This window comes from Enterococcus aquimarinus, assembly GCF_001885765.1.
GTDB lineage: Bacteria > Bacillota > Bacilli > Lactobacillales > Enterococcaceae > Enterococcus_I > Enterococcus_I aquimarinus.
In genome coordinates, this window is record NZ_JXKD01000002.1 from 36,130 (window position 1) to 60,652 (window position 24,523).

Consider the following 24,523-nt stretch of genomic DNA (forward strand, 5'->3'; position numbering starts at 1 on the left):
AACGTTGTTCTATCAATGTTTTGAAGCTTATTTAGCTAAAGCATCTTTCGCTTGGTCCGCTAATGCTGTAAATGCTGCTGCATCATGTACTGCTAAGTCAGCTAACATTTTACGGTTGATGTCGATTTCAGCTAATTTCAAACCGTGCATTAATTTTGAATAGCTTAGGCCATTCATACGAGCTGCTGCGTTGATACGAGCAATCCATAATTTACGGAAATCACGTTTCTTTTGACGACGATCGCGGTATGCGTAGTAATAAGAATTCATTACTTGTTCTTTTGCTGTTTTGAATAAAGTATGTTTCGAGCCGTAATAACCTTTTGCTAATTTAAGCACTTTTTTACGACGTTTACGAGTTACTGTTCCACCTTTAACACGTGCCATGTTTAATTCCTCCTAAAATAGATAAATCTTCTCTTGAATTTTTTTAATTGTCTAAAGCTTTATTGGAATGATTATTTCATGTAAGCTAATAGTTGACGGATACGTTTGTAATCGCCTTTTGAAACCATGCCTGCTTTACGCAATTGACGACGTTGTTTTTTTGTTTTACCGTGGAAACGGTGACTCGTGAATGCACGGAATCTTTTTAATCCGCCTGAACCAGTACGTTTAACGCGCTTTGCTAGTCCGCGGTGTGTTTTTTGTTTTGGCATAACTAATTTCCTCCTCAAAATCTTTCGTTAATCTTACTATTTCACTAATTTTTTAGTGAGTCGCTACTTACTTGTCGCCTTTTGGAGCAAGCACTAAGAACATGCTGCGTCCATCCATTTTCGCTTTTTGTTCAACTGTCGCGATATCCGCAGTTTCTTCCGCTAAACGATCTAAGACTTTCTGACCAATTTCTTTATGGGTAATCGCACGTCCTTTGAAACGGATAGAAGCTTTCACTTTATCACCTTTTTCAAGGAACTTACGTGCATTGCGAAGTTTTGTGTCGAAATCATGAACATCAATCGTTGGACTTAAGCGAACTTCTTTAACGTTGATCACTTTTTGTTTTTTACGGGCATCTCGTTCTCTTTTTTGTAAATCGAAGCGATGCTTACCGTAGTCCATAATACGTGCAACTGGCGGATTGGCGTTAGGGGCAACGAGTACAACATCTAAGTTTGCTTTTTCAGCAAGGCTTAAAGCTTCTGCCTTCGTTTTCACTCCAAGTTGTTCTCCGTCTTGATCAATCAATCGTAACTCGCGGGCACGGATGCCGTCGTTTACCATCATATCTTTTGCTATGGTCATTCACCTCCAAGTTTTTTGCGAGAAAGAAAGCTCTATGGCTTAAAATACAAAAAAACGAGTTCTTTATCAGAACCCGCGCGTACTTCAGCCTAAATTTAGTCTGAAATCCTATTCTGCCCAGCGATATGATCCCTCAGGCGAGAAGCGGGTGCTTCTACTTTCATTTCTCAACTACAATAGTATACCAAATTGAACAAACCGAGTCAAGGTTTATCTAATTATTTTTTATAACTCTTTTTAATCGATCAAAAACTAACCTTATGCTAAAATCAAGACACCATCACGAACTTGAACGGAGAATGCTTATGCACGTCCCAGCTCATTCAATTGAAGAATTAATTCAGGCGAGTCCTCATCAAGCGCTATTTGAGACTTTAGATCATTGGATACAACTCACTTTCCCTGCGTTAGACCGCCGACTCATCCAAAGTGGCACCATGACTTTTATTGGCTACGGCGAGTTAGCGACAGCAACAGAAGGCGATGTGTATGATTCCCTCATCGCCCTTGCCCCACAAAAAAATTATCTCTCCTGCTATATTGTAGGAGAAAAAGCAGGCGCGCCGATTTTGCGCTCTTATCAAGCACATTTTGCAGCATCAACCGTTGGAAAAGTCTGTTTACGCTTAAAAAATAGCCATACGATTGATTTTGCCATTTTAGAAGCGATTATCAAAGACAGCATCGCTTGGAATGAAAGCAAAAAAACAAACGCCAAATCCTAAAGTGGAATTGGCGTTTGTTTTTCTGCTTATTCTGCAGCAGCTGCTGCTTTATTAATGTAGTTATATGGTTGGTTATAGTGTGGTAAGAAGAACAAGTCTAATAATGCTAACTCATCAATCGTTACTTGTTTGGCAATCGCTAATGAGAACATATGGATAGCCATCCCAATTTCAGAGGTTGTTGAAGACATTTGTGCCCCAACGATACGACGTGTTTTAGCATCGTAAACGATACGTGTTTTAACGTTGTCGTTATCTTTCATAAACGCTGGTTTTTGTGTATCTTCAATATCTGTGTATTTCACATCAAGACCAAAACGTGGTGCAGATTGAACAGAATAACCTGTTGACACCATGTGTAAATCAAAGATTGTGATACCATTTGATCCTTGAACACCTGGTGATTCAATTTTATTTCCACCAATATTTTCACCAGCAACTAAACCAGTACGAACGGCATTACTTGCTAAAGCGATATAAGCTGTGTCTTGTAGCGCATTCGAGTAAACTGTTGCACAATCACCGACAGCATAAACGTCTGCATCGCTTGTTTGTTGATGACGGTCAACTAAGTACGCACCGTTCACAAATTTTTCTAAATGATCTTTTCCAAGTTCACTATTTGGACGGAAGCCAATCGCGTTGATAACGACATCGACTTCGTAAACACCTTTTGCCGTTACGACTGCTTCAACTTTTTCAGTTCCACGGTATTCTTCGACTAATTCACCTAAGTGTAATTCAATTCCGTTATCCGCTAAGTTTTTGTCCATATCGTCTGTAAACCATTTATCGTAGTAGTTTGGTAATGAACGTTCTGCTGCATCAAAGAGCAACACATTTTTGCCACGACGTTTGGCAGCTTCCGCGATTTCCACGCCAATATAACCAGCACCAATTACGGCTACGGTTTTCACTTCATCTTGATCAAGTAAATGATCAATTTGTTGGCCTTCATAGAATTTTTTCATGAATTGAATATTTTTTAAATCATGTCCAGGGACTTTCGGTGCAATTGGTAATGAACCCGTTGCTAAGACTAACTTATCGTAACTTTCATCCCACTCTGTACCATCGGCTGATACACAATGAACCGTTTTATTGGCATAGTCGACATCCGTTACGTCGGTAGACATATGAATCGTTGCGCCTTTTGCTTTAAATTCTTCGCTATCTGTATAAAATAATCCATCAAACTCTTCGATTTGACGTCCTACCCATAGAGCCGTCCCACAACTTAAGTAGCTGATATGATCTGTTTTTTCAATTAAAACCACTTCTTGATTCTCAAATTTATCTAATAGTGTGTTCGCTGCCGCAATTCCTGCATGGTTTGAACCGATGATTACTGTTTTTGTCATCATAATTTCCTCCTCTTACATTTACAAACGTAGTATACCTAGCATGTGAATTTAAAAACTATCAATTATTTTTGCACATGATAAAAAATTGAGAATTAGACAATAAATTCAGATACAGCAAGCTTTTCACACGATAAATTATCAAAAATAAATTTGATTGTGAAAAACAACTCATTAAGATTTCGTTAAAAAAGAGTGCTTCTTACTTGTTTTCAGCTGTTTTTGAAAGCAATGGGCTGGCTTCTTTAATGAGATAGATTGGACGCTTTTTCGTTTCTAAAAAGATTTTACCAATGTACTTACCGATGATTCCCAGACATAACAATTGCAAACCGCCTACAAACAACATAATGGAAACGAGTGATGGCCACCCACTTGTAGGATCACCGTACAGTAACGCACGAATCACAATAAAAACCAACGCGATCCCAGCACCAATACAAGATAACGCACCGACAAGAGAAGCGAGCATTAAGGGCGCTTCTGAAAAATTCACGACACCATCAATAGAATAACGTAACAAGCTCAAAAACGACCACGACGTCTCACCGGCAACACGTTCACGGTTTTCATAAGATAAATACTCGGTCTCAAAACCGACCCAACTAAAAATTCCTTTTGAAAAACGATTGTATTCGGTAATTTCCAAAATAGCGTCGACCATTTGGCGGGTCATTAAACGAAAATCACGTGCGCCGTCGACCATCTTAGTATCACTAAATTGATTAATCAAGCGGTAAAACAAGCGCGAAAACGCGCTTCGGATGATCGGCTCTCCTTTACGGTTCTCGCGTCTGGTCCCAACACAATCTATTTTTTTCGTTTTAATGAGCGCCAGCATTTCAGGTAATAATTCCGGTGGATCTTGTAAATCAGCATCCATTACCGTCACGAAATCCCCTTTGGCATGTTGTAATCCTGCGTATAACGCAGCTTCTTTGCCGAAATTCCGAGAAAAAGAAAGGTAATGAATCTCGGTAGGACGCGCCTGGTGATATTTTTTTAAGAGGTCTAATGTTCCATCCTTCGAACCATCATTGACAAAAATATATTCAATTTTTTGTGGGTGTTGAAACATCACCCGATCGACCGCTTCAATAAATAAAGCAATCATTGCCTCTTCATTGTAGCAAGGGACGACGATTGATAACATAAACGATTCCCTCATTTCTCATGATTTTCCTGTATAGTTAGTATAACGTTTTTAGTGAGAATATTCACCTTTTTTCCTACGCTACCAAAAGACGCAGGATGAACTTTAACAAAATGATAAGAACCTGAATCCCTTATCTGTTAAGCCATGACAACAGACCGTCCTAGGGTCCTATTTTGCGTCCATTCGATTAGGACGCTTGAAATCGAATTTCTGATTCAGTTCCTAACCTCATCATAAAGCCTTTCTTTCAAACAGCACCTTTTTGTCGATGAATGACTCATTCAAAAAGAAAGATACCAACGATGAAAACAGCGACTTCCTTCGTTTATTTGTCGTGTGCCTTTCATCATATATCTCTTTTGATTCTTTGTTTCTTTCGATTTTTTGAAGCATTCAGCTAAAACGACCTTTTTTTCGATTGATTTGTGATAATTATGTTAATTTTTGTTAGCATTCTACTTAAAAACAAGGACAAGGGCTTAACGAATACAAGATTTTCTAGTAATATGGATAGGTATATTATAAACAAGTGATTTAGGAAGAGGACGAACATGAAAAAACAAGGGGTCGGTCATGCGACTGGGAAAATAATATTAATGGGTGAACACGCAGTCGTTTACGGAGAGCCGGCCATTGCCTTTCCTTTTAAAGGAACAGGCGTGACATGCACTTTCGCCCCCGCAACGACTTCTTCGCTGACTTCTAGCCATTATGAAGGAAAATTGAGTGATGCGCCTTCCGAATTACGACTTATCCAACAATTGACGCAAACGCTACAACAAGATTTTGGGCAAAAGAATTTTCATTTAACCATCGAAAGCACGATTCCTTCCGCGAGAGGCATGGGCTCGAGTGCCGCCGTGGCGGTTGCTGTCACCCGAGCATTCTTTGATTGGATAGACGAAGTATTGCCTAAAGAACGCTTACTCCATTATGTGAATTATGCCGAAAATATTGCCCATGGAAATCCAAGTGGGATCGATGCTGCGACGACGAGTGGCGACCAACCGATATATTTTGAAAAAGGAAAGGCCTTTAACTCTTTTCCTTTAAATATTGATGCCTACCTCATTGTGGCCGATACCGGAATTAAAGGCCGAACACGAGAAGCTGTCGACGCCGTTAAGGAGCTCTGCCGAACGCAACCGCAAAAAACCAACGAGTTAATCAGGCACTTAGGCTCACTGACGAGACAAGCAAAAGAGGCGATTACAACCAACCAACCTCACTTATTAGGGCGTGTGATGACCGCCGCTCACCATGATTTGTCTGAGTTAACCGTCAGCAATCAATCGCTTGATGCGTTTGTCGAACTTGCTTGTCGACATGGCGCTTTAGGCGCAAAACTAACAGGTGGTGGCCGTGGCGGTTGTTTTCTTGTGCTATGCCAAGATGCTGCCGCTGCCGCATTGATTCAGTCAAAACTAAAAAATGCTGGGGTTCGAGAGACCTGGATGCAAGGATTAGGAGTTTACGAACATGTATAAAGGAAAAGCACGCGCTTATACGAATATTGCGTTGATCAAATATTGGGGAAAGGAAAATAAAGAACTTATCATCCCCATGAATAATAGTCTTTCATTAACACTCGATGCTTTTTATACCGAAACAATGGTGACTTTTTCAAAAGACTATTTAGCCGATTCTTTTTATCTTGACGGCCAACAACAAGATGAAAAAGCGACAAAAAAAGTGAGTCGCTTTTTAGACTTAGTGCGGCAAAAAGCCAACTGTTCGCTCTTTGCTAGCGTAGAAAGTCATAATTTCGTTCCTACAGCAGCCGGTCTGGCTTCTTCTGCGAGCGGTTTAGCTGCACTCGCAGGAGCGTGTAACGAAGCCTTGACACTTGATTTGTCTCCTTCTGCCCTTTCACGCCTCGCTCGTCGAGGATCAGGATCAGCTTGTCGCAGTATTTTTGGTGGCTTTGTCGAGTGGGAAAAAGGCTCTGACGATGCCTCTTCACAAGCTGTGCCAATTCTTTCGGATCATTGGGAAGAAGAACTTGCGATGATATTTATCTTAATTGACGATCAACAAAAAGAGGTTTCCAGTCGTGACGGCATGGAACGTACCGTTGAAACTTCCGCTTTTTATGACGGATGGTTGTCTAGCGTGAATGACGATTTGAAAGAGGCAAAAGCCGCCATTGCCGACAAAAATTTCCAGGCATTAGGTGCCGTAGCAGAAGCCAATGCCTTAAAAATGCATGGCACGACGTTAGCTGCTAACCCACCTTTTACTTACTGGTCGCCCGATAGCTTAAAAGCGATGAATCTCGTGCGTCATATCCGCCAAACAGGTGTGCCGTGTTATTTCACCATGGATGCAGGTCCTAACGTGAAAGTCCTCTGCCAAAAAAGCGAGGTCCCAGCAATCATGGCTACTTTAGAAACACAATTTTCCAAAGACCGCTTGACGTGTGCTTATAGTGGTCCTGGACTGACGATTTTAGAAACGGAAGTGAACAAATGATTGAGGTTAGTGCACCAGGTAAATTGTATATTGCAGGCGAATATGCTGTCGTCGAACCTGGACATCCTGCTATTATCGTGGCCGTTGATCAATTTATTACCGTTACGATTGAAGCAGCAGTGAAAAATGGAAGTATTCAATCCCAACAATATAGCGATTTACCCATTCGATGGACACGCAAAAAAGGCGTGCTTGTCTTGGATCATCGTGAAAATCCTTTTCATTATATTTTAGAAGCGATTCGTCTAACGGAACAATATGCCAAAGAACGAGGACAACTCCTTTCTTTTTACCATTTAAAAGTGAAAAGCGAACTCGATAACTCGAATGGTCGCAAATATGGCTTAGGTTCAAGTGGTGCCGTGACGGTCGCTACAGTTAAAGCATTAAATGTCTTTTATGATTTAGAAATGGATACCTTGACGCAATTCAAAATTGCGGCGCTCGCCCATTTAGCCGTTCAAGGAAATGGCTCTTGTGGCGATATTGCAGCGAGTTGTTATGGCGGTTGGATTGCCTTTTCAACGTTTGATAGCCAATGGGTGAAGGAAAAACAAGCACAATGGTCGCTTTCGACTTTATTAGAAACCGATTGGCCGATGCTCTCCATCCAACCATTAGAAGTACCCAAAAATTTACGGCTCGTGATTGGTTGGACCGGGAGTCCGGCATCCACTTCTGACTTAGTCGATCAAGTGCACCAATCAAAAGAAGTCGCTGAAAGTGCCTATCAAACCTTTTTAAAGGATAGTCGCGAGTGTGTAGAGGAAATGATTGCCGGTTTTACCAATAAAAATATTCCAGTCATTAAACAAATGATTACCAAAAATCGCGCCTTGTTAAACACCCTTTCAAGCATTACGGGCGTCACAATTGAAACGCCTGCACTAAAAGAGTTATGCGACCTTGCCGAGACCTGTGGCGGCGCTGCGAAGTCTTCTGGCGCAGGTGGCGGGGATTGCGGCATTGTGATTGCCGATAAGAAAACAGGCATTTTACCTTTAATGACACTTTGGGAGAAAGCTGAAATCACACCGTTACCGCTCCATATTTATCACTACCAAGGAGGTCAAAAATAATCATGGATCGTAAAGATGAACATGTTTCTCTTGCTAAAGGATTTCATAAAATTAAAGAAAATTCGTTTGATCACGTACGTGTTATTCACGATTCGTTACCTCAAAGTGCCTATCACCAAACGTCGATTGCAACTGAACTCTTTGGTCAACGGTTAACTTCGCCATTTTTCATCAATGCTATGACTGGCGGAAGTGAAAAAACGGCAGGAATCAACCAAAAACTTGCTATTTTAGCTCGAGAAACCAAGTTGATGCTTGCAACAGGATCGATTTCAGCCGCATTAAGAGATCCAAGCGTGGCCCATTCTTATCAAATCGTGCGCGAGGTTTTTCCAGAGGGCATTTTATTAGCGAATATCGGTGCGGGGAGTACCTTAGAAGATGCTAAACGCGGCGTCGACTTATTCAACGCTAATGCGCTACAAATCCATCTAAATGCCCCACAAGAGCTTGTCATGCCTGAAGGAGACCGCGACTTTACCCAGTGGTTACGCTTAATCGAAGAAATCACAACCAATCTTGATGTCCCTGTGATTGTCAAAGAAGTTGGCTTTGGTATGTCACGCCAAACAATGCAACGACTACTTGACGTCGGTGTAAAAACGATTGACGTTGCGGGTTCAGGCGGCACAAGCTTCACCCAAATCGAAAATGCGCGTCGCAGAAAACGTGAATTTTCTTATTTAAGTGACTTTGGCATCACAACGGTCGCCTCTTTACTCGAAGCGAACGAAATTCCAATGAATTTTGAATTGATTGCCTCTGGTGGGATTCGTCATACTTATGATATTTTTAAAGCGTTGTGCTTAGGCGCAAACGCCGTCGGAATTTCAGCGAGTATTTTAAATCATCTTCTCGTGAATGAACTCGAAGATACCATCGCATTAGTTCAACAATGGCAACAAGAACTCATTTCCTTGTATACACTTGTCGGCGCAAAAACGACCGCCGATTTAAAACAAGTTCCGTTACTACTCTCAGGAGAAAACAAAACCTGGTGTGAAGCAAGAGGCATCGACTTTACAAAATATAGCCAAAGATAAAAACGAAAAAGGTGTGACGAAAGTCACACCTTTTTCTTATCTTATTGTGTTTTACCAAATAATCGCTTTAAAAAGCTCGGTTTTGCGTCTTGCGATTGAGGCGCCACCGTCTTTGATAATTGATAGCCTTTATCTTTAAACACTCGCTGAAACGTTAAATTATCTTGGAGATTTAACGTGTTTAATTCTACAACGCCTTGCAGACTGCCTTTCAAACGACGAATTTCTCCTTCACTCAATCCAAAAAAGGCTTCGGGCGTATGATTGTCTTCCAATGTTTCCAAAGTGTCAATCAATTCTCTTAACCACTTATTTTGCTTTGATAAAACCGCAGAAATCTCTTCCACTTCTAGGGTCGGAATCTCTGTTGGTTCCATCAAATCCGTGACTACGCGTAAACTATCCGCATAATCCCTTAAATCAAAAATAAACGTTTGCAGTGATTCTTCTTTCATGACCTCACCTTGATTTACGAGGCGATCTTGTAACTGAAGTAAACTATTTTGTGAATTGACTAATGCTTGTACGGTTTCCGTTATGGCCATTCATAATCCATCCTTTATCAATTACTCTTTCTTTCTAGTCTACCTGACTCAAGCTGTGAGTCAAGATAAAAACGTGGATCGACCCGCATTTCTCATTACTGATAATATGAAGCGACCGAAGTCAAAAAAGGTCTGCGACTTCTGTCACAGACCTTTTTTTGATTTAATTCTTTGCTTATGCGTTATAAGAATCGATAATGATTTGTTTTAATTCAGAAATAAGTGGTTGTTTCGGATTTGCTGTTGTACATTGGTCTTCGTAAGCAAGTTCAGCCATACGATCCACTGTTGCATCAAGCACTTCTTGCGTAAGGCCTTGTGCTTTTAAGTTCATTTCAATTCCAACTTTTTCACCTAACTCAGTGATTGCCGTTGCTAACGCTTCAACTAATTCTTCAGTTGTTTGACCTTTTAATCCTAAGAATCTTGCAATATCTGCATAGTCAGTATCTGCACGGAAGAAGTCATATTTAGGGAACATTGCATGTTTTTGTGGATCTTTTGCATTGTAGCGAACGATGTGCGGTAAAATAATCGCATTCGTACGACCATGTGGAATATTGTATTCTCCACCAATTTTATGCGCGATTGAGTGAGATATTCCTAGGAAAGCATTCGCAAAAGCCATCCCTGCCATCGTTGAAGCATTATGCATTTTTTCACGTGCTTCTTTATCTGCACGGTTCGTTGATGCTTCTAAGTATTCGAAGACAATCTTAATCGCTTGTAAACTTAAGCCACGAGTATAGTCAGAAGCCATTACTGAAACATAAGATTCAATCGCATGTGTTAAAACGTCCATTCCAGTATCTGCTGTTACAGATGCAGGAACTGATAAAACGAATTGCGGATCAATAATCGCGACATCTGGCGTTAACGCATAGTCAGCTAATGGGTATTTCACATGTGTTTCGCTATCTGTAATAACTGCAAATGGTGTTACTTCAGCACCCGTACCTGAAGTCGTTGGGATACATACAAATTGTGTTTTTTCTGGTTTGTCAATTTTGTACGTACGTTTGCGAATATCTAAGAATTTTTGTTTTGCACCAAAGAATGATGTATCTGGGTGCTCATAGAACATCCACATGCCTTTCGCTGCATCCATCGCTGAACCCCCACCGATTGCAATAACTGTATCTGGTTTGAAGTTCATCATCACTTCTGTTCCTTTGTAAACAGTGTTCGTTGATGGGTTTGGTTCAACATCAGAGAAGACTTCAATTTGAACCATGTTTTTGCGACGAGCTAATACGTCACGTACGCGGTCAACATAACCGAATTGAACCATTCCTGGGTCACAGACAATCATTACGCGCTCAAGATTTTCCATTTTTTCTAAGTACATTAATGAGTTTTGCTCAAAATAAATTTTAGAAGGTAATTTGAACCATTGCATATTATTTCTCCGTTTCGCTAAGGTTTTCACGTTAATTAAGTTGACTGCTGATACGTTACGTGACACAGAGTTTTTACCATATGAACCACAACCTAATGTTAATGAAGGGATCATTTCGTTATAAATATTTCCAATTCCACCTTCAGCTGATGGTGTATTGACTAATACGCGACATGCTTTCATGCGTAGACCGAAACGGATTTGTAAATCTTCATCTTCACTATGAATCACCGCTGTATGACCTAAGCCACCTAAGTTTAACATTGCTTCACATAGCTCTAATCCGTGCTCTGTATTTTCTGATTTAATCATTGCTAATACTGGTGATAATTTTTCACGTGAAAGTGGATAATCTGCGCCCACACCTTCTAATTCAGCAATTAACATTTTAGTGCCTTCTGGTACAGTAATTCCTGCTAATTCGGCAATTTTTGTTGCTGGCATTCCAACGATTGCTGGATTAACTGCATATTTTCCTTCATTCATAACGGCATCTTCAAGTTTTTGTAATTCATTTGGTTTTACAAAGTATACTTGGTGCGCTTGGAATTCTGCTTTAACTGCTGCATAAACTTCTTTATCCACAATGATTGCTTGCTCAGAAGCACAGATCATACCGTTATCAAATGTTTTTGAAACGATTAAGTCATTCACTGCACGTTTGATTTTTGCTGTTTTTTCGATGTATGCTGGTACGTTACCTGGTCCAACACCTAATGCTGGTTTACCAGTTGAGTAAGCTGATTTCACCATTGCCGCGCCACCTGTTGCTAAAACAATCGCGATTCCTGGGTGATTCATTAAGCCTTGAGTCGCTTCAATCGATGGGTGTTCAATCCATTGTACACAGTTTTCAGGAGCACCTGCTGCGATTGCTGCATCGCGAACGATACGAGCTGCTGCTGCAGAACATTTTTGAGCACTTGGATGGAAAGCAAAAATGATTGGGTTACGTGTTTTGATGGCAATCATCGCTTTAAAGATTGTTGTTGAAGTTGGGTTCGTTGTTGGTGTTACCCCACAAACAACACCGACTGGTTCTGCGATTTCGATTAAGCCTTTTTGTTTATCTTCACTGATAACGCCCACTGTTTTGTTGTCTTTAATTGAGTGCCAAATATATTCTGAAGCGTACATATTTTTAATCGCTTTATCTTCATAAATACCACGACCTGTTTCTTCAACAGCTAATTTTGCGAGTGACATATGTTCGTTTAAAGCAGCCATTGCCATTTCATGCACAATATGGTCAACTTTTTCTTGATCAAAGTTTTCCATTTCTTTTAATGCAACATTTCCTTTAGCCGCTAAATCATCAATCATGACTGAAACATCAATTGTCGCTACTTCTTTTTCTTTTTTTTCTACTTTTTTACTCATATTAATCCTCCTATATAATGGGGTCTTTTTTTCGTTTTGTTTGTTAACTACTTCACACATAGAATGATACATCATTTCTTTTTGTTTGTAAATAGTTTCCTGTGATTTTCTTCACAATTTTTCAACTTTTATTAAAAAAACGGATAAAACCTTGTTAATTAAGCTTTTTCCGTTAATATAAAATTAATAAATCAATTTAAAAACCGACTTTCATACGTCAAACATTTTCATCATTATGAAAATGACACCTAAAATAAATGTGAATGATTGAACTTTATTATCATAAAAATAACTTACTTTCGTTTTATAATCCTAAGATCGATGGGACTTCTTGATACTCACCATAACATTGTAACGAGATAACATGTATTAAGTTCTATCAGATTAGACACGTGTCAAAACACAAAAAAAGCCAGATGGGCAAGAGAGCCTAACTGACTTTTTTCACTATTGTTTGATTTCATCCACACGTTCCGATTACTTTGCAGTCAAAGAAAACGTTGAACGAATCGAACAATTGATGATCATTATTCTGCTGCTTTTTCTTCTGTTTCTTCTTCAACGATAATTTCAGTAACGGAATCATCATTTTCAATAATCGTTGCGGGTTTAACTGTACGAATCGATGTGCGTTCAAATTCTAAGTAAATTCCTTCGCAATCTAATACGACGGTGTTTTTATCTGAATTGACTTCTGAAATTACCCCGTGTAATCCACCGATGGTAATCACGCGGCTTCCGACAGTGATACTATCCATTAATTTTTGACGTTCTTGTTGTTGTTTCTTTTGCGTACGTTGCATAAAAAATAACATTGCTCCGATTGGTAGAATCATGATTAATGCTGACATTTATTTCACCTCTATTTTTTCTCTACGTTTACTTTACCAAAAAAGCGGTTGCTTCACTAGCTTTTTTCCAAAAAAACTAAAAGTTTCTTGCATTCTCCTTATTAAAGCCATATTCTTCGATGAAATGGGCACGAAACTCTAATAAATTATCGTCCATAATGGCTTGACGAACTTGTTTCATTAAATTTAATAAGAAGTGTAAATTATGATAAGACGTTAAACGCAACCCAAATGTTTCATCCGCTTTAATTAAATGACGAATATAGGCACGACTATAATTTTTACAAGTATAGCAATCACATTTTTCATCAAGCGGTCGAAAATCGCGGGCATATTGAGCATTTTTCACGACTAAACGTCCTGTAGAAGTCATACAAGTCCCATTTCTGGCAATCCGAGTGGGTAACACGCAATCAAACATATCAACGCCACGAATCACACCATCGATTAACGAGTCTGGTGCACCCACGCCCATTAAGTAACGAGGTTTATTATCTGGAATCAGTGGTGTTGTAAAGTCCAAGACACGATTCATCTCTTCTTTGCTTTCACCCACAGATAACCCTCCGATTGAATAACCAGGGAAATCCATACTGATTAAATCTTTGGCACTTTGACGACGTAGTTCTTCAAAACCAGCGCCTTGGATGATGCCGAATAAGCCTTGGCGATCAGGATTGGCATGGGCTTCTAAGCCGCGGGCAGCCCAACGAGATGTCCGTTCAACTGATTTTTTGACATAGTCATAACTTTCATTAAAGGGTGGACATTCATCAAAACTCATCATAATATCTGAACCCAATTTATTTTGGATTTGAATCGCTTTTTCAGGTGATAAGAATAATTTTGATCCATTTAAATGGTTTCTAAAATGAACACCTTCTTCTTCGATATTCCGCATATCGGCTAAAGAAAAGACTTGGAAACCACCGGAGTCTGTCAGAATCGGTTGATCCCAGTTCATAAATTTATGCAGACCACCTGCTTCTTCAATTAAATCCTCACCAGGACGTAACCATAAATGATAGGTATTACTCAAAATAATGCCTGAGCCCATCGCTTTTAGTTCTTCTGGGGACATTGTCTTCACTGTTGCTAATGTACCAACAGGCATGAACATTGGGGTCGGGAAGGTTCCGTGCGGGGTAATAATTTCTCCTAAGCGCGCACCGGTATGTTTTTCTTTTTTTATTAATCGATAACGAATGGCTGGTTCCGTCATTCATTTCCCTACTTTCTAATCATTGATTGAATTAAATATTGCACCCTTCATCATAAATCTTCCACACGCTTTTTGCAACTTAAAGACGAATAAAACCCAAAACACAAACTTTTTTTAACTTTCCTTTCATTTATCACGGGGAGTTTGATATACTGAAGCTACAAATTAACGTATTGGAGTGATGTGAAATGAAATCAAACGCTGAATTGAAACAAGAAGCTAAAGAGATGCTTGCTGGAAGATGGAAAGAAGCAATTTTACTGAATCTAGTTCCAACGATTGTCACGGTTGTAGCTGTCTTAGTTGTACTACTCATAGTAGCGCTTCCCGCTTTTTTATTATGGAACACCAACATTATCCAAAATTCTTTTAACGACGGGACTTTGAACAGTTCTTTAGATCTGGATTTCGGACAATCAGGCGGTTCTAGCTTTTTTAGTGGGATTATCGGAACCTTCTTTTATGTCGGAATTTCTTGGACGTTTTTAGACTTACTTCGTCATAAAAAAACAACGATCGTACCTTTCAAGGATGTCTTTAGAGGTTTCCAAGCGCCTTACGGTATTGGTATTTTAGTTATTTATTTATTTAGTTCTATTTTCATTTTCTTCTGGTCATTACTCTTTATTATTCCCGGAATCATTAAAGGCTATTCGTATTCTCAAGCCTATCTGATTTATTATGATGAATACAGCCGGACAGGTGTCCCACCAAAATACTTAGATAGTATTACGAAGAGTCGTCAAATCATGGATGGTTACAAAGCGCAATTATTTATTCTTGATTTAAGTTTCATTGGTTGGCATATTTTAAGTATCTTCACTTTAGGAATCGGTTATCTATGGCTTACCCCTTATATTAGCGCTACAAAAGCAGCCTTTTACAACAATCTGATTCAACCATTACAAGACTAAGCATTTTTCCTTATCTATTTAAATGAAAAAACCAAGATGTCGATTTCTTTGGCACCTTGGTTTTTTATCTGAATTCAAAAGCATATGTTTTGCAATCGCTTCCAATCCATGCTATTCTATGAGTGTAAGGAAGGATAAAACATTTGTTGGTTGGATTTTCTAGTAGCAAAGAGTAACAAAGAAAATAGAAAATAGTAACAAAAAAGTTGTTAGAGCTTCAAGTTTCACCTAATATTCACACTGCAAGGTAATCAAAGCAATAAAAAGGCCACATGTAACAAGTAGCATCATTACAACTACACAGTACCTAATTATCGCAGCATGATTTGCAAAAAAGAAGTTAGTTTCGAATCTTTTAATTAAGACAAGATTTTTGTTAAACCGTGAGTGAAAACGTATTACTTTGCATCACACATACAACAAAACCAACAAATGCCTTCCGAAAAAGCAGCTATTCAATCTTGAATAGCTGTTTTTGTGTTCCCTTTTTTTATCGAATGTAAGAATCAGCTGTATCACGTTTAGTGTTGCTGCTGGCTATTCGTATCTTTCTTCAACACTTTTTTCCTTCATTCATTCAAAAAAATCATCGAAAATCCTATGACTATTTTTTAATTGAATGGATTTTGGTATACAACCGTCAAAATATTCCTTTCAAAATGCAGGACCGTAATGATCATTTAACAGGATTCTTTATATGTTCCTATTTTTTTGTAAAAAAATAGATGTGAATGCATTTCTTCATCCACATCTAAAAGAATTCAACCTGAAAGCAAATTCTTTGAAATTTTTTTATTTCACGAACATGGCATCACCGAAACTAAAGAAGCGATATCTTTCTTCAATCGCATGATGATAGGCGGCTAACGTGAAGTCTCTTGTTGCAAAGGCGCTCACTAACATGACTAAGGTTGATTTTGGCAAGTGAAAGTTTGTCGAAAAAGCATCGACAACTTTAAATTGATAGCCAGGTGTAATAAAAATACTTGTCCAGCCACTATCCGCTTGAATCGCCCCATTAAATTTTGTTCCAATCGTTTCTAAGGTCCGAATAGATGTGGTTCCGACTGCGACAATTTTACCCCCAGCTGCTTTGACTTCATTCAAAATAGCGGCCGATTCTTCACTAAGTCGATAAAATTCACTATGCATTTCGTGTTCTGCGATGTTATCCACACTCACTGGACGGAATGTTCCTAATCCCACATGAAGCGTAAGATACACGAGGCGAACGCCTTTAGCTTGAATTTTTGCCAATAAGTCTTCCGTGAAATGCAGTCCTGCGGTTGGCGCTGCGGCTGATCCATTTTCTTTGGCATACACCGTTTGATACCGTTCAGGGTCTTCGAGTCGTTCTTTGATATAAGGCGGTAAAGGCATTTCGCCTAAGCTTTCCAGATTTTCTAAAAAAATTCCTTCATACGTAAAACGAATCACACGACCACCATGAGGTAATTCTTTTTCCACAATGGCTTTTAAGCGACCATCGCCAAAAGAAATTTCTGTGCCTACTTTTGCTCGTTTGGCAGGTTTGATCAACGTTTCCCAGGTATCACCTTCCAGATTCGTTAATAAAAGAACTTCTAGATGACCTCCTGTACTTGGTTTTTCACCATACAATCGTGCCGGTAGCACACGCGTATCATTCATTACAAGGGCATCGCCGGCTTCAAGCTCATCGATAATATCATAGAAATGATGATCCGCCATTGCACCCGTTTTTGAATCCAACACCAATAAGCGCGAACTGGTTCGATCCTTTAACGGCGTTTGCGCTATCAATTCTTCTGGTAAATCAAAATTAAAATCTTCCGTTGTTAACATTTTTCCACTCTTTTCTTTATCCAAATCAGTCCTTCTCATTCTAACATTCTTTGCTGATTTAGAAAACTCTTGTCCCTTTTGTTTGCGAGCGAAAAAGGCTTTTTCACCTCAATTTTCATTAGTTGCTGAAAATTCTCATTAAATTTTAATTTTAAGAAATAGTTAAATTTCGCTATCGTATGTCACATAAGGGATTGAATCCATTTTTTATTTTTCATTAATCGACGAAAAAGGTTGATTTAGCACTCTTTTTCGTACTGTTTTCAGACACATTATTTGTCAATCCCTCTTTTTTTTGGCACACTTATAACAACGAGTACAAAAAAGAAGAAAGATAGAGGTGGATAACTTGATCGAATTCCAACACGTATCAAAAATTTATAAAGGTGGCAAAGTGGCTGTCGAAGATGTGAACTTGTCATTTGAAAAAGGAGAATTTATTTGTTTTATCGGTACAAGTGGTAGTGGTAAGACGACGTCCATGCGCATGATTAATCGCATGACGGAGCCGACGAAAGGAAAAATTCTCATCGATGGACAAGACATCCAAAAGTTAAACGCGGTTGAACTCCGTCGTAAAATTGGTTATGTGATTCAAAGTATCGGGTTAATGCCGCATATGACCATTCGTGAAAATATTACGCTTGTTCAAAAATTATTAAAAGTTGATCAACAAAAGCAACAAACAACGGCTGAAAAAATGATTGACCTTGTCGAATTACCGCGCGAAATGCTGGATCGCTACCCTAGCGAACTTTCAGGCGGTCAACAACAACGAATTGGTGTGGTACGAGCACTAGCAGCGGATCAAGATATTATTTTAATGGATGAGCCTTTCGGAGCGCTCGATCCAATCACCCGCGACTCACTCCAAGATTTAGTCAAAGATTTACAAGAACGCTTAGGCAAAACCATTGTCTTTGTCACGCATGATATGGATGAGGCCTTAAAATTGGCCAATCGAATCGCGATTATGAGTGAGGGGAAAGTGGTGCAATTTGATACCCCTGAAAATATTTTACGCAATCCTGCGAATAAATTCGTGGAAGAACTTATCGGAGAAGATCGTCTTTTACAAGCGAAACCTGATAAAACACAAGTCAAAGACGTCATGCTAAATACTGCGATTACCATCACGACTGAAAAATCATTGCAAGAAGCACTACGTCTCATGCGTGAAAAACGGGTCGATACGTTATTAGTCACGGATAATCAAGGAATCTTAAAAGGCTTTATTGATATTGAATCCATTAATAAAAACCGTGGATTATTGAGTAGCGTCGGTGATGTCTTACAAACAGAAGTGTTTTATGTAAAAGAAAATGCTCTCTTGCGTAATACCCTTCAACGAATCTTAAAACAAGGATTGAAATATGTTCCTGTTGTCGATGACCAAAAGCGTGTAGTCGGGATTCTGACACGCGCATCCTTAGTTGATATTGTGTATGATGTCGTATTCGGGGAAGAAGAAACGATTACAGATGCCGTAGAATCCTTTAATCCCGATGAAATTAAGGGGGTTTAGTCTATGACTTTCTTTCAACTGTATGGTGACCAACTCGTCACCGCCATCTTTCAACATCTTTATATTTCATTTGTTTCGCTGGCGTTAGGAGCAATCGTTGCGGTTCCACTCGGGGTGTTACTGACACGTACGCCTAAACTCGCGAACATCGTCCTGGGAATCACGAGTGCCTTGCAGACGATTCCTTCGTTAGCCCTATTAACATTAATGATTCCTTTTCTAGGAATTGGTCGTTTCCCTGCGATTGTCGCCCTCTTTATTTATTCGTTATTACCGATTTTACGTAATACGTATATTGGCTTAAAAAATGTGGACGCTCATTATCTAGATGTGGCGAAAGGAATGGGAATGACGCCTGTTCAGTCCATCATTCAAGTCGAATTACCCTTAGCTTTGCCTACCATCATGGCGGGTATTCGTTTAGGAGCCGTTTATGTCATTGCTTGGGCCAGTCTTGCCTCTTACATTGGCGCTGGTGGATTAGGAGTTCTGATTTTTAGTGGACTTGATAACTATCAACCGAGTCTTATTTTTGCGGGAACCATCCCCGTGACGATTTTAGCCTTACTGGCAGACTTTTTATTAGGGAAATTAGAATACAAATTAACTCCTTCTGCATTAAGAAAGGCGGAGAATGAATGAAACGAGTAATGAAATACAGTTTACTTCTTAGTGTAATGCTTTTCCTAGCCGCTTGTTCCCTACCCGGTTTAAAAACAAGCTCGGATAAAAATACGATTTCGATTACAGGCGGTATTACAACTGAGAGTCAAATTTTAGGAAGTTTAGTTGCTGAAATGATTGAACATTATACCGATAAAGATACGACCATTATTAATAATTTAGGAACCACGACGATTAACCATCAAGCCATGTTAAATGGCGATGCCCAAATCTCGGCTGCGCGCTATACGGGGACCGATATTGCCACGACTTTACAGCTAGAACCTGTGACCGATCCACAAGAAGCGTTCTCGATTGTTCAAGAAGAATTCAAAACGCGGTTCAATCAAGTCTGGTTTCCTTCTTATGGTTTTGCCAACACGTATGTCTTTTTAGTGCGACAAGATACTGCTGAAGAATTCGGCTTGAAAACGGTAAGTGATCTCGCTGCGGTAGCCGATCAACTCGTCGTTGGCGCTGACCGTGCGTGGATGTCTCGTCAAGGAGACGGTTATGCTGGTTTTACGGAGGCTTACGGCTTTAGTTTTTCTTCCATTTTACCGATGCAAATTAGTTTGGTCTACAACGCTGTAGCGGCTGGTCAAATGGATGTCGTCCTTGGATACTCAACAGATGGCCGGATTGCGAGTTATGATTTAGTCATGTTAGAAGATGATCGTCAATTCTTCCCACCTTATGACGCGGCTCCTGTCGTCGACCAAGCGCTGTTAGATGAGGTGCCTGAATTAACGGACATCTTACTAAAACTAGAGGGTGTCATTGATACCCAAACGATGCAACGACTGAATTATTTATCCGATAACGATTTAATCGAACCATCACGAGTAGCCAAACAATTTTTAGAAGAACATGATTATTTCGAAGGAGGAACCGTGAATGAATGATTTAAACTTATTTCAACAATTCATCCTTTATTTTAATGAAAATGGCGGTTACGTCTTTTCTCAATTCCTTCGTCACTTCCTAATTTCATTTTATGGTGTTCTCTTTGCAGCAATCGTTGCGATACCGCTAGGGATTTTTATTTCTCGTCGTGTCACACTTGCCGAATGGATTATCCGAATTGCGAATTTAATCCAAACGATTCCAGCCTTGGCCATGGTTTCGGTCTTAATGTTGGGCCTAGGTCTGGGGGTCAATGTGGTGATTGTGACTGTCTTTCTCTACTCCCTTTTACCAATTGTCAAAAATACTTATACGGGAATGCGTCAAGTAGATGCAGGAATCTTGGATGTCGGAAAAGGCATGGGGATGACTCAGTGGCAACGCTTATACCTCGTGGAACTCCCATTGTCGATTTCCGTGATTATGGCTGGTATTCGCAATGCTTTAGTTTTAGCGATTGGTATTACCGCAATTGGTACTTTTGTGGGCGCGGGTGGTTTAGGTGATATTATCGTCCGTGGTACAAATGCAACAGATGGCGCAGCGATAATCTTAGCCGGTGCTTTACCGACCGCTGCGATGTCTATTTTCGCCGATTGGTTTTTAGGTCTGATTGAGAAAAAATTAGATCCAACAAGTAAAAAGAAATAAACAAACGCAGATTCCTCCGCAAGAGAAGAATCTGCGTTTTTTCGTCCTTTTTTTTCAAATAGTTGTCAAATCTACCCTTTTTCGCTAGGATAGACAAAAAGGAGGCGATGACATGCCGATTATTGAATTAGAAGACGTGAGTTATATCCGCGAAAAAAATCCTTTGCTTCAACAAATTAATTGGACAATTAATCCAGGAGAACATTGGGCCATTTTAGGTCTAAACGGTGCAGGAAAAACCTTACTATTACAAATTATCACAGGGAATCTATGGCCATCTAAAGGAAAAGTGACCGTTTTAGGAGAAGTCTTTGGTCAAACGTCCATACCTGAATTAAGTAAACGCATTGGATGGGTGAGCACGGCACTTCAAGTCCGTTTACGAATGAATGAAACAGCCGAAAACATTGTCTTATCTGGAAAGTTTGCGAGTATCGGGCTTTATCAAGATTATACGCTGGAAGAATTACAGCAAGCGAAGCAGGTTTTAATGTCACTGGGCGCAGTAACCGTCATTGGCAAAACGTATCAACAACTATCCCAAGGCGAACGGCAAATTGTGCTCATTGCCAGAGCGCTAATGGCCAAGCCAGCGCTACTGATTTTAGACGAGCCTTGTACGGGACTTGATTTATTCGCTCGAGAAGAATTATTACAGCGGATTGAACAATTAGCCAGCGAACCCCATGCTCCTACAATTTTATTTGTAACCCATCATACGGAAGAGATTATGCCCTTTATCTCTCATGTCGCATTACTAAAAGAGGGACACTTTTTTAAGCAGGGTCCCCGCGAGGAGTTATTGCAATCTGCGCTCTTACAAGCATTCTACCAACGCGCCATTGAAGTGACTCCTTATACTGAAGAGCGACACATGATTACGCCAAAAGCATAAAAAAGAATCCTGATCAAAAAAATCAGGATTCTTTGCAGTCGTTTGAATAAATGATTATCAAAAGTCCATACGTTTGCTTTTCTAGGACTGCATGTTACGGCTTTTTTGAGCAGCAGCTTGAACTGCTTGGATAACGGTACTACGAAAATGATTATCTTCTAAAACTTTAACCGCTTCAATCGTCGTACCTCCAGGTGAACAAACTTGATCTTTTAACTCTCCTGGATGTTTTTTTGTCGATAAAACCATTTGCGCACTCCCTAAAACGGTTTGAGCCGCAAACTCATAAGCAGCTTCGCGTGGCATCCCTTCTAAAACGGCACCATCGGCTAATGCTTCAATAAATAAATAGACATACGCTGGAGCGGAACCGCTGACGCCAATGAAAGCATCAAATAACTGTTCCGGTAGCACACGCGCTTTTCCGACATGGTTGAATATGGCTAACACTTCTTGTAATTCATCCTCCGTGACGCGCTCATTCGTGACGACAGCCGTCATCCCTTCTAAAACGGCTAATGGTGTATTTGGCATCGCCCGTAGCAGCTTGGCCGTCCCTAGCCCATTTTCTAACTCACTTAATGAAATACCCGCTGCTAACGAAATGAGTAGTTGATCGCTTGCCAATTGCTGTTTGATTTCAGGATACAACGACCGTAAGACTTGTGGTTTGACCGCTAAGACGATTACCTGTGCTTGTGCAAAAAGTTGCTGTGCATCTGTGATAGGAGTAATCCTAAATTGTTGGACCGTCGCTTCTAACGTTGGTGCATCGCGGCGATTGTAAACCAAAATCGCTTCTTTTGAATACACACCTTTTGCTAGAAGACCTTGAATCATCCCTTGCGCCATATTTCCTGAACCATAAAAACCTATTTTTTTTGTCATGTGTGCACTCCTATTCTTCAAAAGTATAAAATTCGCCTTTCGATAACACTAACTCGCCCCTAGTTGGGGGTTGCAATTTAAGATAGACTTCCAGCGGACACGTTACTCGCCATTCTTGCTCTCCTTGTTGAAAAACAAGATAATACTGGGAATCGTGTTGATATTTTTCCACTAATAAACAATAGCCGATGCGTTGACGCGCTAACTGCTGAAAGAATTGGCGCGAATGGCGAATGATGAACACGAAAAACACTAGTACAGTGACCATTATGATGATATAACCCATTATTGATCACCCGTTCGCAACGATAAGGCCAAACTGACTTTTAGAGCTTGATCAACAGCGGTCATCATTTCAAGTGGTAACTGACAAATTTTTTCTTGCATCCGAGATTTATCGATTGTTCGAATTTGCTCAACTAAAAGCGTAGAATCTTGTTTTAAACCAGTCATTTCTTTTTTTAAGTGAATGTGTGTTGGCAAGCATTTTTTGACTTTCTTGGTCGTAATAGCCGCAATAATAATCGTTTGGCTATAGCGATTCCCCAAATCATTTTGGATAATCAAAACCGGACGAATTCCTCCTTGTTCAGACCCTCTAACAGGTGACAAATCGGCGAAAAAAATAGCCCCTCGTTTCATTCGAATATCCCCGTTGTATTCAAGTAGTGTCGGGGAATTCGTTCAGCTAGCAAACAGAGAACTTCATAATTAATCGTGCCTAAATGTTCCGCAATCGCTTCGATGGTAATGACCTCTTCTTGATTCTTTCCAATTAAAGTCACTTTAGTCCCCGTTTCAAACGAATGTGGCAGACGAATCATCAATTGATCCATGCACACACGGCCAATAATTTCACAACGTTGGCCTTCTACTAACACATAAAATCCTTGCATCCCACGAACAAACCCATCCGCATAGCCAATTGGAACAGTCCCGATCCATTCACTTTGTTTTGTCTCATAACTTTTCCCATAACCGATTCCTGCACCTGCTGGAACTTTTTTCACTTGGACGAGTTCCGATTCTAAAGACAATGCTGGTTTGAGAGTCGGACTCATGGGCAATAGCCCGCCTGATGGATTATGTCCATACATCGCGATGCCTAAACGGACCACATTGCCCACGTCTTCGCGCCAAAGCGTCGTGGCACTGTTACTTGTATGAATGTACCGAGGAACCCTAGGTAAAGTAGCAATAAGGGTATTAAACCGCTCATTTTGTTTTTTCCAATAGGCGGTATCCGTTTCATCCGCAGTAGAAAAGTGTGTAAAAATTCCTTCCCAGACAAAAGAGGGATGGTTTTCTAACCAGTGAACGGCTGCTAACACCGCCTGATTTTCTTGAAAACCAATTCGCCCCATCCCAGTATCAATCGCTAAATGAAGGTAGACTTGGCCGCTTAATCGTTCGTTTTGATAAACAGACCACGCCTCTTCTAACCATTCTTGTGTCGCTACAGGAATCGCTAAATGATACTGGATAATCAAAGGAAGCCACTGAACATCGACAAGTCCTAAAATCAAAATCGTTTGCGTAAGCCCCGCTTCTCGCAAGGCAATTCCTTCATCAATGGTTGCGACACAAAGTCCTGTTGCCCCTGCAGCAATTGCGGCTTTGGCAACAGGTACAGCTCCGTGACCATAGCCATTTGCTTTAACGGCTACAAACACGTCACGTTTTCCTTGTTGTTGAAGAACTGCATGTGCGACATTTTCTTTAATCACTGCTAAATCAACAAAAATAGCAGTTGGACGATGATAAGATATAGCCATG

25 protein-coding genes and 1 other annotated feature are annotated in these 24,523 nt (G+C 40.0%); of the genes, 11 read left to right on the forward strand and 14 right to left on the reverse strand.

Translation table 11 applies throughout. The features are described 5' to 3' along the window. Nucleotides 1–27 precede the first annotated feature (27 nt). The 3 genes from rplT to infC form a co-directional block, all read right to left on the reverse strand. The gene (gene rplT / locus RU93_RS01810; RefSeq protein ID WP_071873910.1) at nt 28–387 is read right to left on the reverse strand and encodes a 50S ribosomal protein L20; all 360 of its coding nucleotides are present in this window, start codon (nt 385–387) and stop codon (nt 28–30) included. Between the two features lie 71 nt (nt 388–458). After that, nucleotides 459–659: a 50S ribosomal protein L35 gene (gene rpmI, locus RU93_RS01815; RefSeq protein ID WP_071873911.1), complete on the reverse strand. Its 201-nt coding sequence runs from the start codon at nt 657–659 to the stop codon at nt 459–461. 67 nt (nt 660–726) lie between these two features. Continuing rightward, entirely contained in the window at nt 727–1,248 is a 522-nt protein-coding gene (gene infC, locus RU93_RS01820; RefSeq protein ID WP_071873912.1) for a translation initiation factor IF-3, read from the reverse strand. A gap of 40 nt (nt 1,249–1,288) precedes the next feature. After that, nucleotides 1,289–1,414: a sequence feature (ribosomal protein L20 leader region), on the reverse strand. A 139-nt stretch (nt 1,415–1,553) separates the two neighbouring features. Between infC and RU93_RS01825 the strand changes: the two genes are divergently transcribed. After that, nucleotides 1,554–1,973 (forward strand): DUF1801 domain-containing protein, encoded by a 420-nt coding sequence (locus RU93_RS01825; RefSeq protein ID WP_071873913.1) that lies wholly within the window; start codon nt 1,554–1,556, stop codon nt 1,971–1,973. 26 nt (nt 1,974–1,999) lie between these two features. On the opposite strand, the gene nox is transcribed toward RU93_RS01825, so the two are convergent. Next, a complete protein-coding gene (gene nox / locus RU93_RS01830; protein WP_071873914.1) occupies nt 2,000–3,334 on the reverse strand; it encodes a H2O-forming NADH oxidase in 1,335 nt (444 codons plus the stop codon). A 202-nt stretch (nt 3,335–3,536) separates the two neighbouring features. Further along, a complete protein-coding gene (locus tag RU93_RS01835; RefSeq protein ID WP_071873915.1) occupies nt 3,537–4,487 on the reverse strand; it encodes a glycosyltransferase family 2 protein in 951 nt (316 codons plus the stop codon). A gap of 554 nt (nt 4,488–5,041) precedes the next feature. Between RU93_RS01835 and mvk the strand changes: the two genes are divergently transcribed. From mvk to fni, 4 genes are read left to right on the forward strand one after another with little or no spacing between them, the layout of a single operon-like run. Next, entirely contained in the window at nt 5,042–5,977 is a 936-nt protein-coding gene (gene mvk / locus RU93_RS01840; RefSeq protein WP_071873916.1) for a mevalonate kinase, read from the forward strand. Next, entirely contained in the window at nt 5,970–6,962 is a 993-nt protein-coding gene (gene mvaD / locus RU93_RS01845) for a diphosphomevalonate decarboxylase (protein ID WP_071873917.1), read from the forward strand. The genes mvk and mvaD overlap by 8 nt, the downstream gene beginning before the upstream one ends. Continuing rightward, nucleotides 6,959–8,041 (forward strand): phosphomevalonate kinase, encoded by a 1,083-nt coding sequence (locus RU93_RS01850; RefSeq protein WP_071873918.1) that lies wholly within the window; start codon nt 6,959–6,961, stop codon nt 8,039–8,041. Before mvaD ends, RU93_RS01850 begins: the two co-directional genes overlap by 4 nt. A gap of 2 nt (nt 8,042–8,043) precedes the next feature. Next, nucleotides 8,044–9,084, forward strand: coding sequence for a type 2 isopentenyl-diphosphate Delta-isomerase (gene fni, locus RU93_RS01855; protein ID WP_071873919.1), 1,041 nt, complete (start codon nt 8,044–8,046; stop codon nt 9,082–9,084). Between the two features lie 41 nt (nt 9,085–9,125). Here the strand turns inward: fni and RU93_RS01860 are convergent, their stop codons facing one another. From RU93_RS01860 to tgt, 4 genes are all read right to left on the reverse strand, one after another. After that, complete coding sequence (locus tag RU93_RS01860; RefSeq protein WP_071873920.1) at nt 9,126–9,629, reverse strand: hypothetical protein; 504 nt, start codon at nt 9,627–9,629, stop codon at nt 9,126–9,128. Nucleotides 9,630–9,804: 175 nt separating this feature from the next. Continuing rightward, nucleotides 9,805–12,408, reverse strand: coding sequence for a bifunctional acetaldehyde-CoA/alcohol dehydrogenase (adhE, locus tag RU93_RS01865; RefSeq protein ID WP_071873921.1), 2,604 nt, complete (start codon nt 12,406–12,408; stop codon nt 9,805–9,807). Nucleotides 12,409–12,935: 527 nt separating this feature from the next. Then, nucleotides 12,936–13,259, reverse strand: a complete 324-nt coding sequence (gene yajC, locus RU93_RS01870; protein WP_071873922.1) for a preprotein translocase subunit YajC — start codon at nt 13,257–13,259, stop codon at nt 12,936–12,938. Between the two features lie 76 nt (nt 13,260–13,335). Then, nucleotides 13,336–14,481 carry a tRNA guanosine(34) transglycosylase Tgt gene (gene tgt, locus RU93_RS01875; RefSeq protein WP_071873923.1) on the reverse strand — a complete coding sequence of 382 codons (1,146 nt, stop codon included), beginning with the start codon at nt 14,479–14,481 and terminating at the stop codon, nt 13,336–13,338. A 188-nt stretch (nt 14,482–14,669) separates the two neighbouring features. Between tgt and RU93_RS01880 the strand changes: the two genes are divergently transcribed. Continuing rightward, complete coding sequence (locus tag RU93_RS01880) at nt 14,670–15,395, forward strand: DUF975 family protein (RefSeq protein ID WP_071873924.1); 726 nt, start codon at nt 14,670–14,672, stop codon at nt 15,393–15,395. 792 nt (nt 15,396–16,187) lie between these two features. Here the strand turns inward: RU93_RS01880 and queA are convergent. Next, nucleotides 16,188–17,219, reverse strand: a complete 1,032-nt coding sequence (queA, locus tag RU93_RS01885) for a tRNA preQ1(34) S-adenosylmethionine ribosyltransferase-isomerase QueA (protein WP_071874121.1) — start codon at nt 17,217–17,219, stop codon at nt 16,188–16,190. Nucleotides 17,220–17,568: 349 nt separating this feature from the next. Between queA and RU93_RS01890 the strand changes: the two genes are divergently transcribed. From RU93_RS01890 to RU93_RS01910, 5 genes are all read left to right on the forward strand, one after another. Further along, nucleotides 17,569–18,744 carry a betaine/proline/choline family ABC transporter ATP-binding protein gene (locus tag RU93_RS01890; protein ID WP_071873925.1) on the forward strand — a complete coding sequence of 392 codons (1,176 nt, stop codon included), beginning with the start codon at nt 17,569–17,571 and terminating at the stop codon, nt 18,742–18,744. Between the two features lie 3 nt (nt 18,745–18,747). Further along, a complete protein-coding gene (locus RU93_RS01895; RefSeq protein WP_071873926.1) occupies nt 18,748–19,386 on the forward strand; it encodes an ABC transporter permease in 639 nt (212 codons plus the stop codon). Continuing rightward, nucleotides 19,383–20,312 (forward strand): osmoprotectant ABC transporter substrate-binding protein, encoded by a 930-nt coding sequence (locus RU93_RS01900; protein ID WP_071873927.1) that lies wholly within the window; start codon nt 19,383–19,385, stop codon nt 20,310–20,312. The genes RU93_RS01895 and RU93_RS01900 overlap by 4 nt, the downstream gene beginning before the upstream one ends. Continuing rightward, entirely contained in the window at nt 20,305–20,964 is a 660-nt protein-coding gene (locus RU93_RS01905; RefSeq protein WP_071873928.1) for an ABC transporter permease, read from the forward strand. The genes RU93_RS01900 and RU93_RS01905 overlap by 8 nt, the downstream gene beginning before the upstream one ends. A 112-nt stretch (nt 20,965–21,076) precedes the next feature. Next, nucleotides 21,077–21,859 carry an ABC transporter ATP-binding protein gene (locus tag RU93_RS01910; protein ID WP_071873929.1) on the forward strand — a complete coding sequence of 261 codons (783 nt, stop codon included), beginning with the start codon at nt 21,077–21,079 and terminating at the stop codon, nt 21,857–21,859. A gap of 81 nt (nt 21,860–21,940) precedes the next feature. Here the strand turns inward: RU93_RS01910 and proC are convergent, their stop codons facing one another. Genes proC through alr form a run of 4 tightly spaced genes read right to left on the reverse strand, consistent with a single transcriptional unit; the run spans nt 21,941 to nt 24,522 of the window. Then, complete coding sequence (gene proC / locus RU93_RS01915; RefSeq protein WP_071873930.1) at nt 21,941–22,747, reverse strand: pyrroline-5-carboxylate reductase; 807 nt, start codon at nt 22,745–22,747, stop codon at nt 21,941–21,943. A gap of 10 nt (nt 22,748–22,757) precedes the next feature. Then, nucleotides 22,758–23,015 (reverse strand): hypothetical protein, encoded by a 258-nt coding sequence (locus RU93_RS01920; RefSeq protein WP_211272542.1) that lies wholly within the window; start codon nt 23,013–23,015, stop codon nt 22,758–22,760. Between the two features lie 17 nt (nt 23,016–23,032). Beyond that, entirely contained in the window at nt 23,033–23,389 is a 357-nt protein-coding gene (locus RU93_RS01925) for a type II toxin-antitoxin system PemK/MazF family toxin (protein ID WP_071873932.1), read from the reverse strand. Further along, entirely contained in the window at nt 23,386–24,522 is a 1,137-nt protein-coding gene (gene alr, locus RU93_RS01930) for an alanine racemase (RefSeq protein WP_071873933.1), read from the reverse strand. The genes RU93_RS01925 and alr overlap by 4 nt, the downstream gene beginning before the upstream one ends. Between the last annotated feature and the right edge of the window lies 1 nt (nt 24,523).

Bases quoted from the DNA above. Each gene is read 5' to 3' on its own strand.
- rplT (WP_071873910.1), bottom strand. From the start codon at position 387: ATGGCACGTGTTAAAGGTGGAACAGTAACTCGTAAACGTCGTAAAAAA.
- rpmI (WP_071873911.1), bottom strand. From the start codon at position 659: ATGCCAAAACAAAAAACACACCGCGGACTAGCAAAGCGCGTTAAACGT.
- infC (WP_071873912.1), bottom strand. From the start codon at position 1,248: ATGACCATAGCAAAAGATATGATGGTAAACGACGGCATCCGTGCCCGC.
- RU93_RS01825 (WP_071873913.1), top strand. From the start codon at position 1,554: ATGCACGTCCCAGCTCATTCAATTGAAGAATTAATTCAGGCGAGTCCT.
- nox (WP_071873914.1), bottom strand. From the start codon at position 3,334: ATGACAAAAACAGTAATCATCGGTTCAAACCATGCAGGAATTGCGGCA.
- RU93_RS01835 (WP_071873915.1), bottom strand. From the start codon at position 4,487: ATGTTATCAATCGTCGTCCCTTGCTACAATGAAGAGGCAATGATTGCT.
- mvk (WP_071873916.1), top strand. From the start codon at position 5,042: ATGAAAAAACAAGGGGTCGGTCATGCGACTGGGAAAATAATATTAATG.
- mvaD (WP_071873917.1), top strand. From the start codon at position 5,970: ATGTATAAAGGAAAAGCACGCGCTTATACGAATATTGCGTTGATCAAA.
- RU93_RS01850 (WP_071873918.1), top strand. From the start codon at position 6,959: ATGATTGAGGTTAGTGCACCAGGTAAATTGTATATTGCAGGCGAATAT.
- fni (WP_071873919.1), top strand. From the start codon at position 8,044: ATGGATCGTAAAGATGAACATGTTTCTCTTGCTAAAGGATTTCATAAA.
- RU93_RS01860 (WP_071873920.1), bottom strand. From the start codon at position 9,629: ATGGCCATAACGGAAACCGTACAAGCATTAGTCAATTCACAAAATAGT.
- adhE (WP_071873921.1), bottom strand. From the start codon at position 12,408: ATGAGTAAAAAAGTAGAAAAAAAAGAAAAAGAAGTAGCGACAATTGAT.
- yajC (WP_071873922.1), bottom strand. From the start codon at position 13,259: ATGTCAGCATTAATCATGATTCTACCAATCGGAGCAATGTTATTTTTT.
- tgt (WP_071873923.1), bottom strand. From the start codon at position 14,481: ATGACGGAACCAGCCATTCGTTATCGATTAATAAAAAAAGAAAAACAT.
- RU93_RS01880 (WP_071873924.1), top strand. From the start codon at position 14,670: ATGAAATCAAACGCTGAATTGAAACAAGAAGCTAAAGAGATGCTTGCT.
- queA (WP_071874121.1), bottom strand. From the start codon at position 17,219: ATGTTAACAACGGAAGATTTTAATTTTGATTTACCAGAAGAATTGATA.
- RU93_RS01895 (WP_071873926.1), top strand. From the start codon at position 18,748: ATGACTTTCTTTCAACTGTATGGTGACCAACTCGTCACCGCCATCTTT.
- RU93_RS01900 (WP_071873927.1), top strand. From the start codon at position 19,383: ATGAAACGAGTAATGAAATACAGTTTACTTCTTAGTGTAATGCTTTTC.
- RU93_RS01905 (WP_071873928.1), top strand. From the start codon at position 20,305: ATGAATGATTTAAACTTATTTCAACAATTCATCCTTTATTTTAATGAA.
- RU93_RS01910 (WP_071873929.1), top strand. From the start codon at position 21,077: ATGCCGATTATTGAATTAGAAGACGTGAGTTATATCCGCGAAAAAAAT.
- proC (WP_071873930.1), bottom strand. From the start codon at position 22,747: ATGACAAAAAAAATAGGTTTTTATGGTTCAGGAAATATGGCGCAAGGG.
- RU93_RS01920 (WP_211272542.1), bottom strand. From the start codon at position 23,015: ATGGTCACTGTACTAGTGTTTTTCGTGTTCATCATTCGCCATTCGCGC.
- RU93_RS01925 (WP_071873932.1), bottom strand. From the start codon at position 23,389: ATGAAACGAGGGGCTATTTTTTTCGCCGATTTGTCACCTGTTAGAGGG.
- alr (WP_071873933.1), bottom strand. From the start codon at position 24,522: ATGGCTATATCTTATCATCGTCCAACTGCTATTTTTGTTGATTTAGCA.